Here is a 12,584-nt window from a genome sequence, read left to right on the forward strand (position 1 = left end):
CTAGCGGCATCTACTCGTTCACCCAGTGGGGACACTTGTTCATCCCATAACAGTAGGCAGTGATCACACCGATTACTTCACCCTTCTTTACCGTGTATCGATCTTCCTTCTTCTTTTCATTGGTTTGCCTGGCGTATTGCACAATGACCCTGGTCTTGATTACTTTTTTCCCGGGCCTGACGGCGTTGCCGTAGTATACGAGTCGCGGACCGTGCTCCTCATCGACATCACCGTTCAACGCGGATGTGATGAACGCACACTTCTTGACGTTGTGCTTCCCGCTCAGATGATTCCATCCAAGGTGCGAATTACCGTAGCGCGTCGGGATACGGCGGCCGTCCGGGTCCTTCGCCTCGCACTTCGTCTTCTGATTCCAGGGAGGATGAGCGGCATTGGCCGGTTCGATCGCCGGGCCGATGAGCAGAAAGGCCGCCAGAGCGGGCGCGAGAAACTTCTTCTTGGTGTTCACGGTCCTGATGCTTGTATCGGCGGGATTGGTCCAGCTACGACACGCCGGGCCCCTCACCCCATCTGGTGATGCGGGATCGTTCCTCCCCGAGTAGTACGGCCGGTCGGCGACGATGCGGACGACAGAGCTTGCCGGTCGCGGGCCAGGCGCCGCCACCGGAGCCGGAGACCCCGGAGGCCCGCTCCCGCCGGGTGGCGGGAGCGGGCCCGTGGAGTCGCCGTCAGGGGCCGGCCGTGCCGGGGTTACGCCGTGGTGGCCCGGTTCCAGAAGTGGTGGGTGAGGCCGCTCGCGGAGGACGTGGACTCGATGGTGAAACGCTCCTGGATGTCCGCCAGTCCGTCCCACATCGAGACGCCGCCGCCCAGGATCATCGGCACGGTGACCAGGTGCAGGAAGTCGACGAGGTCGGCCGCGAGGAACTGGCGGACGGTGGAGGGGCCGCCGCCGAGGCGGATGTCCTGGCCGTTCGCGAGGTCCTGGGCGTATTCGAGCGCTTCCTTGGGGCCCGCGTCGAGGAAGTGGAAGCTCGTGCCGTTGTCGAAGTGCAGCGGCTCGCGGCGGTGGTGGGTGAGCACGACCACGGGCGTGCCGAAGGGGGGCTCCTCGCCCCACCAGCCGCGCCAGCCGTCGTCCGTCCACTCCCCGCTCTGCGGGCCGAACTTGCCCCGGCCCATGATCTCCGCCCCGATGCCCTGACCCCACGTGCTCGTGAGCGCGCGGTCGAGCGTGATCGGGTCCGAGACCGCGTGCACGCCGTCGATCGCCCGGCCGTCGAAGCGTGTGAACATCCTCTCGGCGCCCCCCATGGGGCTCTCGATCGTGATCGTGTCGCCTGCGCTGTAACCGTCCAGCGAGACATGGAAGTTGTGTACGCGGACCTTGCTGATGGCGAACCGCCTCCCGTGAGTGATTGCGAACTGCAACCGGTCAGCGAACCCTACGATGACGGGGTTGCGAGTCGCAATCAGTCAGGAGGTGTCGCGTCGCGATGCGCGAGGAACCGCGATCGGGTTGCGCGATCAACGCCGCCGTGGAGGTCCTGGGGGACCCGTGGACGCTCATCGTGCTGCGCGACGTGATCTTCGGCGGCCGTCGCCACTTCCGTGAGCTGCTGGCCCGGAACGACGAGGGCATCGCGTCCAACATCCTCGCCGCCCGCCTGCGCAAGCTCGTCGGTACGGGCCTCCTGACGCGCGACGAGGCCCCGCGCGGCCGGAAAGCCACGTACACCCTCACCGAGGCCGGTATCCAGACGCTCCCCGTGATGGCCGCCCTCGGCGCCTGGGGACTGGCACACCGCCCCACCACCCCCGAACTCGCCATCCGCGCCCGCCTCCTGGCGGAGAACCCGCACCTGGTGGACGAGCTGATGGACGAGCTGCGCGAGGCCCATCTCGGGATCGCCCGGGAGACGACCGGCGGGCCGACCGCTTCCGAGCGCCTGCGGCAGGCGTACGAGGAGGCGCGGGCCGCGCAAGCGGGCTGACGGCGGGGCGGGGCCGCCGGACCGGCGGCGTACCGGGCGCGCCGGGCGCCCACGATGTCGTCCGAGGCGTCGCCGTCCAGACGGGCCGGGAGCCGTCCCGGTGCGGAGGCGTTCGGCGCGCCGGAGGCGAGCCCGAGCTGTCCGCGCGGGCCGGAGTCGCTAGCGGCGGCGAAGCGGCGACAGCGGCCAGGGACCCGGCTCCGCCGGGCACGGCGACCAGGCACAGAGCGAGCAGGAGCCGAGGTGATGGCGAGAGCCGCGGACCGGCACGGCCTCCCGGTCTCCGTCACTCCCGGAGGGACGACTCCCGCGGCCCGACCGGCCTCAGCGCCCTCGCGAGCGCGTCGACGGTCACCCCGACGATCGCCCGGAGCTGCTCATGGCTCGACCCGGCCCTGCCCATCACCGCGAGGGACTGGTTCACGGCCGCTATGTGTACGGCGAAGTCCGCGGCGTTCTCCTCGGACATCCCACCGGCCTCCAGCGCGGCGCGCAGGCGCGGGCGCTGGAGGACGAACAACTCCTTGACATGCTCTGCGACGCCCGGACTCAGCGCCGGACTCGCCATGACCGACTGGGCCATCAGGCATCCGTCAGGCACGGCGGGGTCGGCGATGCGCTCCAGGGTGACGTCGAAGAACGCGCGGACGGCGGCGACGGGGTCCTCGGCCGCGCACGAGAGGGCGGCGTCGTACTTGTCGCCGTAGCGCGTGGCGTAGCGGTCCAGGCAGCGAAGGAAGAGCGCGTCCTTGTCGCCGAGCGAGGAGTAGATCGAGCTGCGGTTCAGGCCGGTCGCCCGCGACAGGTCGTCGAGCGAGGTGTCGGCGTAGCCGGAGCGCCAGAACTGGATCATCGCGGCGTCGAGCACCGTGTCCATGTCGAACTGCTTCTTGCCTGCCATGCGCCCCATCCTCTCATCTTGAACTGATCGGTTCAAGATGTGCTAGCGTCGCATCCCGGCCCACCCGCCTCGATGGAGGATTCCCATGAGCAACCCCGTCGCCGCCCTGCCCCCGCATGACCTGGCCGGGTTCACGCACCGCTGGGTCGATGCCGACGGCGTCCGCCTGCACGCCGTCGAAGGCGGTCGGCCGGACGGACCGGCCGTCGTCCTGCTCACCGGGTTCCCGCAGACGTGGTGGGCCTGGCGGAAGGTCATGCCCGCTCTCGCCGACCGGTTCCGCGTCCTCGCGATCGACCGGCCGGGCCAGGGCAGTTCCGAGCATCCGGAGCTCAGCTACGACACGCACACGGTCGCCGCGCACATCCAGGCCGCCGTGAACGCTCTCGGCGTGCGGGAGTACTGGCTCGCCGGGCACGACATCGGCGCCTGGGTCGCCTTCTCCCTCGCTCTGCACCACGAGAGCCGACTGCACGGGGTCGCGCTGCTCGACGCCGGAATTCCCGGGATCACCATGCCGGAAGCGATCACTCTCGACCCGGCTCTGGCATTCAAGACCTGGCACTTCGCCTTCCACCTGGTGCCCGGTCTTCCCGAGACGCTGATAGCCGGCCGCGAGCGGGAGTACGTCAGCTGGTTCCTGAAGACCAAGTCCTTCGCGCCCGGCACGTTCGAGGAAGCGGAGCTCGACCACTACAGCGCGGCACTCGCCGCCGACGGCGGCCTGCGCGCCGGCCTCGCCTACTACCGCGACGCCGCCGAGTCCGCGCGCCGGAACCGCGCGGCACTCACGCGACGGCGACTGGCCACGCCCGTCCTCGGCATCTCCGGCAGCCACGGCTCGATCCCGGACATGGCGGCCTCCCTCAGCCCGTGGGCCGAGAACGTGACCGGCGTCATCGTGCCCGACTCCGGTCACTACATCCCCGAGGAGCAGCCCGAGGCCGTCACGGCCGCCCTCACCGACTTCTTCAGCGGCCGTTAGGGCCTGTCTGACGATTCCCGTCTGCCGTGCGACGCGATGCACGCTCCCCCCGCCTTCGACCGGGGCGCCCGGCGGACGACCGGCGGCCCGACCGCTTCCGAACGCCCGCGGCAGGCGTACGAGGAAGCGGTCGGGCCGCGCAAGCGGGCTGACGGCGGAGCGGGGGCGGGGGCGGGGCGTTGGCGGCGTGGTGCCCCCGAGCCCCGCCCCCCGTTCCCCCCGCTCCCCCGGTCCCGCCGCAGGTCTCGTCACTCCGTCGCGATCGCCCCCAGGACGTTCAGCCGTCCCGCCCGGAACGCCGGTACCAGGGCCGCGAGCAGCCCCACCAGGGCCGAGCCCGCGAAGACGCCGCCGATCGTGGCCCAGGGGATGTCCAGGACCTTCAGGCCCTCCAGCGCCAGGAGGGACTGCGCGCTCGCGCCCCAGCCGAGGCCCAGGCCCAGGCCCAGTGCCGCGCCGAAGAGGGCGATGACGACCGATTCGAGGCGGATCATGCGGCGGAGCTGGCGGCGCGAGAGGCCGATGGCCCGCATGAGGCCGATCTCCCTGGTCCGCTCGACGACCGACAGCGCGAGCGTGTTCACGACGCCCAGGACCGCGACGACGATCGCGAGGGCGAGAAGCCCGTAGATCATGTTGAGGAGCTGGCCGACCTGGTCCTTCAGGAGCTGCTTGTAGTCGGCCTGGTTGGCCACCTCGTACTGCGGATACGGGTCCATGACCTTCTTCAGCTCCGCGTACGCCGCCTTCTGCCGCCCGTCGTCGGCCTTCGCGAAGAGCGCGACGGACGGCGGGATCTTCCCGGCCGGGAGGTGGGCGCGGGCGGTGGCGAGCGACACGTACCAGGCGCCCTTGTCGAAGACCGTCTCGTCCGAGGTGATCGCGCGGACCGTGAGCCGCGCGGTGCCGCCCTCGTGGAAGGCGACGGGCAGTCTGTCGCCGACCTTCACGCCGTACTTCTCGGCCGTGCCCTCGTTGAGCGACATGCCGTCCTTCTCGTAGGCGGCGGCCAGGCTGCCCGCGACGGTCTTCTGGTGCACGTCCTCCATGTACGTCGGCTCGGTCGCCGAGACCCCGTCGCGCTTCTTCGTACCGTCCGGGAACGTCACCGTCGCCCCGACCCGCTTGAGGTGCGAGACGTGCGCGATGCCGTCGATGCCCGCGACCGCCTTCTCCGCCTTCGGCACGAGCGGCTGGCTGCCCGTGTCGATGATGAAGTCCGCGCCGACCGACTCGTCGAGCTGCTTGCTCGCGGAGGTCACCATCGAGGAGCCGACGACGGAGAGGCAGGCGACGAGCGCGAGCCCGATCATCAGCGCGGCCCCGGTCGCGCCCGTCCGGCGCGGGTTGCGCAGCGCGTTGCGCTCGGCGAGCCGGCCCATGGGCCCGAAGACCCGCAGCACGACCGCGCCGATGACCCGTACCACCAGCCCGGCGAGCAGCGGCCCGACGAGGATCAGCCCGAGCAGGCTCAGGAAGATCCCGCCGCCGAGCCACGGCGCCCCGTCGCCCGCCTTGTCGACGGTCGACACCTGGTAGAGCGCGGCCGCGCCGCCCAGGGTGAGGACCGCGCCCAGCGCCGAACGCACCGCGCCCGCACGGCGGTCCGTGGGACTGCCCGTCTCGCGCAGCGCCGCCATCGGCGAGACGCGCCCGGCGCGCCGGGCCGGGAGGTACGCGGCGAGCACGGTCACGGCGATGCCGAGGACGAGCCCGATGGCGGGGGTGGTCCAGGCGATCGTGAGGTCGTTCGTGGACAGGTTCATCCCGGCCGCGCTCATGAGCTTCATGAGCCCGACCGCGAGCCCGACCCCGGCGCCCACCCCGAGCACCGAGCCGACCACCCCGAGCAGCAGCGCCTCGACGAGCACCGAGCGGTTGACCTGGCGGCGCGAGGAACCGACCGCCCGCAACAGGCCCAGTTCGCGGGTGCGTTGGGCGACGAGCATCGAGAAGGTGTTGACGATGAGGAAGATCCCGACGAGGAAGGCGATCCCGGCGAAGCCGAGCAGCGCGTACTTGACGACGTCGAGGAAGGACGCGGTCTCCTTGCTGTCCTCGTCGGCGGACTCCTGCTGCGTGAGCAGCTTGTGCCCCGCCTTGTCGAGCACGGCGCCCGCGTCCGCCTTCAGCGCGGTGTCGCTCACGCCCTTCGCGGCGGTGAGGTCGATGTGCGAGAACCGGCCCGGGGCACCGATGAGTTCGCGCTGCGCGGTCGCCGTGTCGTAGTAGAAGACGGCCGCGCCCGGGTTGGTCACGGTGAAGGTCACGATGCCGCTGACGCGCGAGGTGAAGTCGCCGTGCGCGGTGATCGTACGGACCTCGGCACCGGCCTTGAGGTGGTGCTTCTTCGCCGTGTCGGCGTCGACGACGACCTCGGCGCGCGAGCGGGGCAGGTGCCCGGAGGTCAGCTCCATGGACTGCCGGTCCGTGCGGGTCCAGTTCCCCCCGATCGTGGGGGCGCCCGTCGAGGCTCCGAGGCTCTTGTTGTCCGCGCCGACGACCGTGACGGACTGCGTACTGACCGCGCCCTCCGCCCGCGCCACCCCGTCCACACGGGCGAGCTTCGCGACCTCGGCGGCGGGCAGCGTGGCCCCGTCCTCGGTCTGCGCGCGGTCCTCGACGGCCTTGCTCGGGCTGACGGTCACATCGGCGGCCGTCTGCGCGTTGAGCTTGTCGAAAGTCGTCGTCATCGTGTCGGTGAAGACGAGGGTGCCGCACACGAAGGCGACGGAGAGCAGCACGGCCACGGCGGAGAGCGCCATACGGCCCTTGTGCGCCCAGAAGTTGCGCATGGAGGTACGGAGAACGGTCACGAGGTCCGCCCCCGCGCGTCGAAGTCCTTCATGCGGTCGAGGACCTGTTCGGCGGTCGGCTCGTACATCTCGTCGACGATCCGGCCGTCCGCGAGGTAGAGGACGCGGTCCGCGTACGAGGCGGCGACGGGGTCGTGCGTGACCATGACGATGGTCTGCCCGAAGCGGTCGACGGAGGCGCGGAGGAAGCCGAGCACCTCGGCGCCCGCGCGCGAGTCGAGGTTGCCCGTCGGCTCGTCGCCGAAGATGATCTCGGGCCGCGCGGCGAGCGCGCGGGCCACGGCCACGCGCTGCTGCTGGCCGCCGGAGAGCTGGTGGGGGCGGTGCTTGAGGCGGCCCGCGAGCCCCACCGTCTCGACGACCTGGTCGAGCCAGTCGCGGTCGGGCCTGCGGCCCGCGATGTCCATGGGGAGCGTGATGTTCTCCAGGGCGTTGAGCGTCGGGATGAGGTTGAACGCCTGGAAGATGAAGCCGACCCGGTCCCGGCGCAGCCGCGTGAGCCGCTTGTCCTTGAGGCCCGTGATCTCGTCCTCGCCGAGGTGCACGCTGCCCTCGCTCACGGTGTCGAGCCCCGCGAGGCAGTGCATCAGCGTGGACTTGCCGGAGCCGGAGGGCCCCATGATCGCGGTGAAGCGGCCCTTGGCGATGTCGACGTCGACGCCGTCGAGCGCCCGTACGCGCGTCTCCCCCGAGCCGTACGCCTTGACGAGCCCCCGGGCCCGCGCGGCCACTGCCGCCCGCCCGCCCGCGCCGCTTTGGCGCGGGTGTGTGGTCAGTGCCGTTGTCACGTCATGTCTCCTATGTCGGTCATCAAGGCGCGCAGGCGCGCCCCGCGCCGCCCGCCGTTCCCCCGGGGGCGGCTCGCGGAGCGAAAGTCTGTGGTGCGGAAGTCCTGTGGTGCGGTGGGGGCGGCGGTACGTGGCGCACCACGTCGGCCGTGTGCGGTGGTCCCGCGTTCCGCTCCCCTGCCTGCTTACGGGCTCCATACTTCCCGTCCGCCCCGCCCTCGCGCAGTGCGGCTGAGCGCACAATCCGCAGGGGGGTTAACCCCCCTACGATGCTGCGGTCAGCCTCGCTCCGCCAGGCTAGGCAGCGACCGGGACCACCCACCTCCTCCGCCGGTACCACCGGCCCCCGACCCCACTCAGGGGAATCCCCTAGGGGACGACTCGGGGTACGGGCCCGGCGACCGATCCGGACTAAAGAGGATCAGCGGGTGGCGCGCGGTATATCCGGATTCATGACGGAGGGGCCGCATTCCTCTGCCCATTCCCTCAATAATGGCGCGAGAACTCACACCAACAGAACGAAAAGTCAGGCAAATTCCAGGTCAATTGAAATAGTGAACGCGAATACCGCCGCAGCCGGATATCCGCAGGTCCGCCAGGCGCGAAGCGTGTAAGCGGAATTCATCCGGTCCGGACCGGGCGGCGGACCAACCGGGGGCGCGGGCCGGAAAAGGCTTGAACGTCGCCGGGACGCATGGAAGTTTGGCCGGGCGATCGCACAGCGGGTGACGTGCGCTGAAACGGCTCCACGGGGGAAGCCGTCGACTCACCCGAGGGGGGAGCCGACGCATGCACATCGCCCTGCCATCCGGTCCGGACGGCCGCTGTGACATCCCGTCCGGGAACACCGGGACGGCACTCCGGGAAACCCGCGCCGCCACTACGAGCGAGCGCACCACGCCACGGCCCCCGAGGGCCGGTGGCCCCCGGGGGGACATGACTCCGCAGGCCGGGGCAGTGCCAGCTGCCCGGAAGTAGGCCGGCGGTCCGCCGCACGCCCGGGAACGCAACCCCACTCGCCTTGTGCGCCGATCAACTCCGCGCGCGATTCGGGGTGTTGACCCGGCGTGCATCCACTCACAACGCGCAAAGGTATCCCATGAAGCTGAAAAGACCGGCCGCGCTCGTCTGCGCGGGGGCCGTCCTCGCCCTCGGTGGCGCCTCCGGCGCCGCGGCCTGGGCCTCGCCCTCCGACGGCCCCGCCCACGTACGGCAGGCGGCGGCAGAACACCACGTCACGTACTCGGACGCGGACATCGTCGGCCTCCTCGTCTTCGCCAAGGGCAAGGCGGCGGACGACCACCCCGAGCTCGCGGACGCCATCAAGTCGCACAAGTCGAACAACGAGAACAACGAGAAGGTGACGCTGGAGCAGATCGACCAGTTCACCACCGCGCTCAAGGCCCTCGACGCCGACTTCCACGACAAGATCACCGTCGCGGTGCAGATCGACGACCCCTTCCAGGCCAAGGCCGGCATGGAGCGGCTGAACCAGGACATCGACAAGTTCCTGAGCAAGGCCAAGGACGCCAGTGCCGACACGGTGAGCCCGCAGGGCATCGTCTGGCACGACGCGAACATCGTCATCGAGCTGAACGTCGCGGGAGCCATCAACGCGATCGGCTACGCCAACGTGGCGGGTGCCACCGAAGCGGTCGTCGCGCTGGTCGTCGTCCCCTCGGCCGTCAGCTACGGCTTCGACATGCGTCAGCCCAACGGTCTCGACGAGGACACCATGGTGGCCGCCGTGGCCCACACCCTGTGAGTCCGGCCTGACACCACGCGGTACCGCTGCCGCGCCGCTCCCGCGGGACAGACGCCGTCCCAGGGACCGCGCGCCCCTCGTCCCCCGGGGCGGCGCGGCAGCTCCCCGCGCCCCCGATCCTCGACACCGACTCCCCGAAGGTCGCGTTTCCATGAATCCCAGTACGGGCGGAGACGGGCGCACCGACAAGGAAGTACAGGCCGGGTCCACCAGGCCACTGATCCTGTTCGTCCTCGTCTGCGTCTGCGTCTTCGGATACCTGGCTCTTGGCCTCTTCTACACACTGCCCAGCAACGCCCTCAGCAGCCGGCACTCCGCCGGTGCCCGCACCGCGTTCAACACCCTCGTCCCGCAGAACTGGGCCTTCTTCACCAGGAACCCGGAGACGGGCCAGACCGGTGCCTACCGCCTCGGTCACGACGGCGAGGTCAGCGATCTGCTGCACACCCCGCAGGGCGCCCCGTCCAACCTCTTCGGCCTCTCCCGCACGCAGCGCGCCCAGGGCCCCGAACTCGGTTTTCTCAACGCTCACGTGACGGGGCACTACGCCAAGTGCTCCGCCTACCTCGCGGACTGCGTCGAGGAGAGCGCGAAGCGGGCCCCGGTGAAGGTCACCAACACGAGCCCGCTCCCCACCCTCTGCGGTGACCTCGTCCTCACCCAGGAGAAGACCGTGCCGTGGGCCTTCCGGAACGAAGTCCCCTACCAGAAGCACGTCGACCGAGTCGCCCACGTGGATGTCCGATGTCACTGACCCCGCTGCTCAACACCGCCACCCAGTGGGTCACAGGCCGTACGGCCCGCTTCGACCTGCGCAACAGATGGTTCGGCGTCGGCCGCACCGTCCTCGCCTCCGCCCAGCTCAGCGTCCTGCTGTTCACCCCGCTCAAGGCCCTGCTCGTCCCCGTCCTGGGCATGGGGCACTACCCGCGCTGCGACGGAGTGCGGGCCGCCTCAGCCGTGTGCGTCGGCGGCGGCTCCGTCGGCGACGAAGTCCGGCGTTGGGTGATGGTCGCGATCCTCCTCCTCGTCGTGAGCGGCTACCGGCCGCGCTGGACGGCGCTGCCGCACGCGTGGGTGGCCTACTCCGTCGCCGTCAGCATCTCGGTGCCGGACGGCGGTGAGTCCATCGGGATGATCGTCTCGTTCCTGCTCGTCCCGATCGCCCTCGCCGACGACCGCACCTGGCACTGGACGCGCCCGGAGACGGAGCAGAACCCCTCGTTCCGCATCGTCGCGTACGTCTGTTTCCTTGCGCTGCGCGCGCAGATCGCGTACCTCTACCTGGACAGCGCCATCAGCAAGTTCGGCGTCGCCGACTGGGCCAACGGGACAGCCGAGTACTACTTCCTGCGGGACAACATGTTCGGGGTCGGGCAACCGTGGAGCGCGCTCGCCCTGTGGGTCTCCAAGTACGCGATCATCGTGGTGGCGCTGACCTGGGGCGCCCTGCTGATCGAGATCGCCATCGGCGTCTGCGTCCTTCTCAAGGGGCCCTGGCGTAAGGCCGGGATGGCGCTCGACATCCTCCTCCACGGCAGCATCGTGCTGACGATGGGCCTGTGGAGTTTCGCCTTCGTCATGATCGGCTCCTCCGTGCTGTGCGCCACTCCGGGCCGGGGCCGTCCGCGCGAGGCGGTGCCACGGGGTACGGGCACGGCCGGCGGTACGGGCACGGATGCGCTGGGCGACGCGGAGACGCCGGACGCGGCCGTGGACGCGCCCACGGCCGCGTCCGGCGCGGTCCCCGCGCCCGCCGGGACGTGAAAGGGGCGGGAGGGGGCGGCCCAGGAGGGCCGGCCTCTCCCGCCCGTCTCAGGAGGTCGGCCTCTCCCGCCGTCTCAGGAGGCCGGAGACGTCCGGACGTGGAAGCTGCTGCCGTTGCGCGGCCCCAGCCTGGCCTCGATGTGCGCGCTTTCGCCGGCGATCACCTCGAACTCCGCCGAGGACTCCCCCAGTCGCGCTGTTTTCTGGCCGCGATATCGGAAGTACACGCTGACGCGGTGTTTTCCCGGCCCTGCGGAAACCGTAGAGCGTCCCCAGGAAGCGACTTCGGTACGGGAATCGTCGATTTCGACGGCCGGGACCGTGAAAATATGGTGAAACCAAGCAGCGATCAAAGACGGCTTGACATCGATTATTACGTTCGCCGATTGCTCTGCCATACCCCGGATGCTATCAACGGGCCCTCACCCCTGACAGGCCACACATTCATCCATTTCCTCAATCCTGTTTCCGCGTACAGGTATTGCGAGAGCTGCCATTGCCCTCGGGCACGGACGGGCAGGGCGCTACGAGGCTCCCCGCAGCCCGTCCACCGCGACGCGTGCCACGACTCCGATCACCGCGTCCGCCGCGGGGAGGACGTGCCGGGTGTCGGCGGCGCGGGTGAAGACCGCCACCGCGTAGCGGCCGCCGTCCGGGTACTCCACGACGCCGGCCTCGGCGCGCATCGTCGGCAGGGTGCCGGTCTTGCCCGAGACGCGGACGTCGTCGAAGGGGAAGCCGGAGGCGAGGCGGTGCGGCCAGACCTGGAGGCCGAGCAGCCTGCGCACCGCCGCGCCGTGCGCTGCGGGCAGGAACTCGTCGCGCCACAACGCCCGCAGCAGTCGCGTGAGTTCGCGTGGGGTGGAGCGGTTGCCGTGCGTGGGGTCCAGGGCGCGGAGGCGGGCGAGGACGACCGGGTCGGTGAGCGCGCGGGCCCCCGCCGGGCCCGCGTCGGCCCGCATCCCCTCCTGCGTCGCGCCGAAGCTCTCCACCGCGCGGGTGAGGCGCAGCCCCAGCGCCTCCGTCGTGCGATTGACCTCCTCCAGACCGACCCGCGCGAGGAGCAGGTCGGCCGCCGCGTTGTCGCTCACGGCGATCATGAGGTACGCGAGGTCGCGCAGCGACAGGCGCGACGGGTCGAGCATCGCCGCGAGCCCCGTACCCCCCGGCGTCCGCCCTTCGACGGCGCACTCGACCTGCTCCGTCAGGTCGATCCGCCCCGCCGCCGCGAGCCGGTGCAGCGCGAGCAGCAGGCACAGCTTGTGGACGCTCGCCGTGCTCACGAGCCGGTCCGGCTCGTACCCCGCCTCCGTCCCGCGGTCGATGTCCACCGCGTGGACGACGCCGTCCACCCCGGCGTCCGCGAAGGCGGCGGCGATACGGTCCGCGACGGCCGCGGGGGCGGGCGTGGTCGGGTCCTCGGGTGCGTCGTTCACAGCCAGTACTCCGCCGCTGGTCGCAGGTGCAAAGGTCGTACGGGGGTGCCGGGCCCCGCGCCCGCCGGGTCCGCGTCCCGGCCGGTTCCCGTCCCCCCGGCACGGGTGCCGCCCCCGTCCACGACGGCGCCCTCGCGCTCCCGCAGCGCCGCCGTCACCGCCTCGGCGAAC

Annotated in this window: 12 protein-coding genes; 5 read left to right on the forward strand and 7 right to left on the reverse strand. The window is 70.8% G+C overall.

Annotated elements, in window-relative coordinates; genetic code table 11:
• Positions 1 to 10: 10 nt before the first annotated feature.
• Together G3I42_RS22595 and G3I42_RS22600 are read right to left on the reverse strand one after the other, a co-directional pair.
• Positions 11 to 469 (reverse strand): hypothetical protein, encoded by a 459-nt coding sequence (locus G3I42_RS22595; protein WP_164288707.1) that lies wholly within the window; start codon positions 467 to 469, stop codon positions 11 to 13.
• Positions 470 to 711: 242 nt separating this feature from the next.
• Positions 712 to 1,356 (reverse strand): dihydrofolate reductase family protein, encoded by a 645-nt coding sequence (locus G3I42_RS22600; RefSeq protein WP_164288738.1) that lies wholly within the window; start codon positions 1,354 to 1,356, stop codon positions 712 to 714.
• A 101-nt stretch (positions 1,357 to 1,457) separates the two neighbouring features.
• Between G3I42_RS22600 and G3I42_RS22605 the strand changes: the two genes are divergently transcribed.
• Positions 1,458 to 1,955, forward strand: coding sequence for a helix-turn-helix domain-containing protein (locus G3I42_RS22605; RefSeq protein ID WP_164288709.1), 498 nt, complete (start codon positions 1,458 to 1,460; stop codon positions 1,953 to 1,955).
• Positions 1,956 to 2,241: 286 nt separating this feature from the next.
• On the opposite strand, the gene G3I42_RS22610 is transcribed toward G3I42_RS22605, so the two are convergent.
• A complete protein-coding gene (locus G3I42_RS22610) occupies positions 2,242 to 2,856 on the reverse strand; it encodes a TetR/AcrR family transcriptional regulator (protein ID WP_164288711.1) in 615 nt (204 codons plus the stop codon).
• 85 nt (positions 2,857 to 2,941) lie between these two features.
• Here G3I42_RS22610 and G3I42_RS22615 point away from each other — a divergent pair, with 85 nt between their 5' ends.
• Complete coding sequence (locus tag G3I42_RS22615; protein WP_164288713.1) at positions 2,942 to 3,841, forward strand: alpha/beta hydrolase; 900 nt, start codon at positions 2,942 to 2,944, stop codon at positions 3,839 to 3,841.
• Between the two features lie 248 nt (positions 3,842 to 4,089).
• Here G3I42_RS22615 and G3I42_RS22620 read toward each other — a convergent pair whose 3' ends face one another.
• Positions 4,090 to 6,657, reverse strand: a complete 2,568-nt coding sequence (locus tag G3I42_RS22620) for an ABC transporter permease (protein WP_164288715.1) — start codon at positions 6,655 to 6,657, stop codon at positions 4,090 to 4,092.
• Positions 6,654 to 7,445, reverse strand: a complete 792-nt coding sequence (locus tag G3I42_RS22625) for an ABC transporter ATP-binding protein (RefSeq protein WP_343244632.1) — start codon at positions 7,443 to 7,445, stop codon at positions 6,654 to 6,656. Before G3I42_RS22625 ends, G3I42_RS22620 begins: the two co-directional genes overlap by 4 nt.
• A 1,099-nt stretch (positions 7,446 to 8,544) precedes the next feature.
• Here G3I42_RS22625 and G3I42_RS22630 point away from each other — a divergent pair.
• The 3 genes from G3I42_RS22630 (at position 8,545) to G3I42_RS22640 (ending at position 10,977) form a co-directional block, all read left to right on the forward strand.
• Positions 8,545 to 9,210: a sporulation delaying protein family toxin gene (locus G3I42_RS22630; RefSeq protein ID WP_164288717.1), complete on the forward strand. Its 666-nt coding sequence runs from the start codon at positions 8,545 to 8,547 to the stop codon at positions 9,208 to 9,210.
• A 151-nt stretch (positions 9,211 to 9,361) separates the two neighbouring features.
• Entirely contained in the window at positions 9,362 to 9,964 is a 603-nt protein-coding gene (locus G3I42_RS22635) for an SdpA family antimicrobial peptide system protein (protein ID WP_164288719.1), read from the forward strand.
• Positions 9,955 to 10,977 carry a sporulation-delaying protein SdpB family protein gene (locus G3I42_RS22640; RefSeq protein WP_164288721.1) on the forward strand — a complete coding sequence of 341 codons (1,023 nt, stop codon included), beginning with the start codon at positions 9,955 to 9,957 and terminating at the stop codon, positions 10,975 to 10,977. The genes G3I42_RS22635 and G3I42_RS22640 overlap by 10 nt, the downstream gene beginning before the upstream one ends.
• Before the next feature lie 74 nt (positions 10,978 to 11,051).
• On the opposite strand, the gene G3I42_RS22645 is transcribed toward G3I42_RS22640, so the two are convergent.
• Both G3I42_RS22645 and G3I42_RS22650 read right to left on the reverse strand, forming a co-directional pair.
• The gene (locus tag G3I42_RS22645; RefSeq protein WP_164288723.1) at positions 11,052 to 11,375 is read right to left on the reverse strand and encodes a hypothetical protein; all 324 of its coding nucleotides are present in this window, start codon (positions 11,373 to 11,375) and stop codon (positions 11,052 to 11,054) included.
• A 126-nt stretch (positions 11,376 to 11,501) separates the two neighbouring features.
• Positions 11,502 to 12,413, reverse strand: coding sequence for a serine hydrolase (locus tag G3I42_RS22650; RefSeq protein ID WP_164288725.1), 912 nt, complete (start codon positions 12,411 to 12,413; stop codon positions 11,502 to 11,504).
• Positions 12,414 to 12,584: the final 171 nt, after the last annotated feature.

This window comes from Streptomyces sp. SID11385 (genome assembly GCF_010548245.1).
Lineage (GTDB): Bacteria > Actinomycetota > Actinomycetes > Streptomycetales > Streptomycetaceae > Streptomyces.

What these genes read in the sequence shown, in the direction of transcription:
- G3I42_RS22640 (WP_164288721.1), top strand. Translation starts at nt 9,955, where the DNA reads ATGTCACTGACCCCGCTGCTCAACACCGCCACCCAGTGGGTCACAGGC.
- G3I42_RS22610 (WP_164288711.1), bottom strand. Translation starts at nt 2,856, where the DNA reads ATGGCAGGCAAGAAGCAGTTCGACATGGACACGGTGCTCGACGCCGCG.
- G3I42_RS22615 (WP_164288713.1), top strand. Translation starts at nt 2,942, where the DNA reads ATGAGCAACCCCGTCGCCGCCCTGCCCCCGCATGACCTGGCCGGGTTC.
- G3I42_RS22645 (WP_164288723.1), bottom strand. Translation starts at nt 11,375, where the DNA reads ATGGCAGAGCAATCGGCGAACGTAATAATCGATGTCAAGCCGTCTTTG.
- G3I42_RS22630 (WP_164288717.1), top strand. Translation starts at nt 8,545, where the DNA reads ATGAAGCTGAAAAGACCGGCCGCGCTCGTCTGCGCGGGGGCCGTCCTC.
- G3I42_RS22605 (WP_164288709.1), top strand. Translation starts at nt 1,458, where the DNA reads ATGCGCGAGGAACCGCGATCGGGTTGCGCGATCAACGCCGCCGTGGAG.
- G3I42_RS22635 (WP_164288719.1), top strand. Translation starts at nt 9,362, where the DNA reads ATGAATCCCAGTACGGGCGGAGACGGGCGCACCGACAAGGAAGTACAG.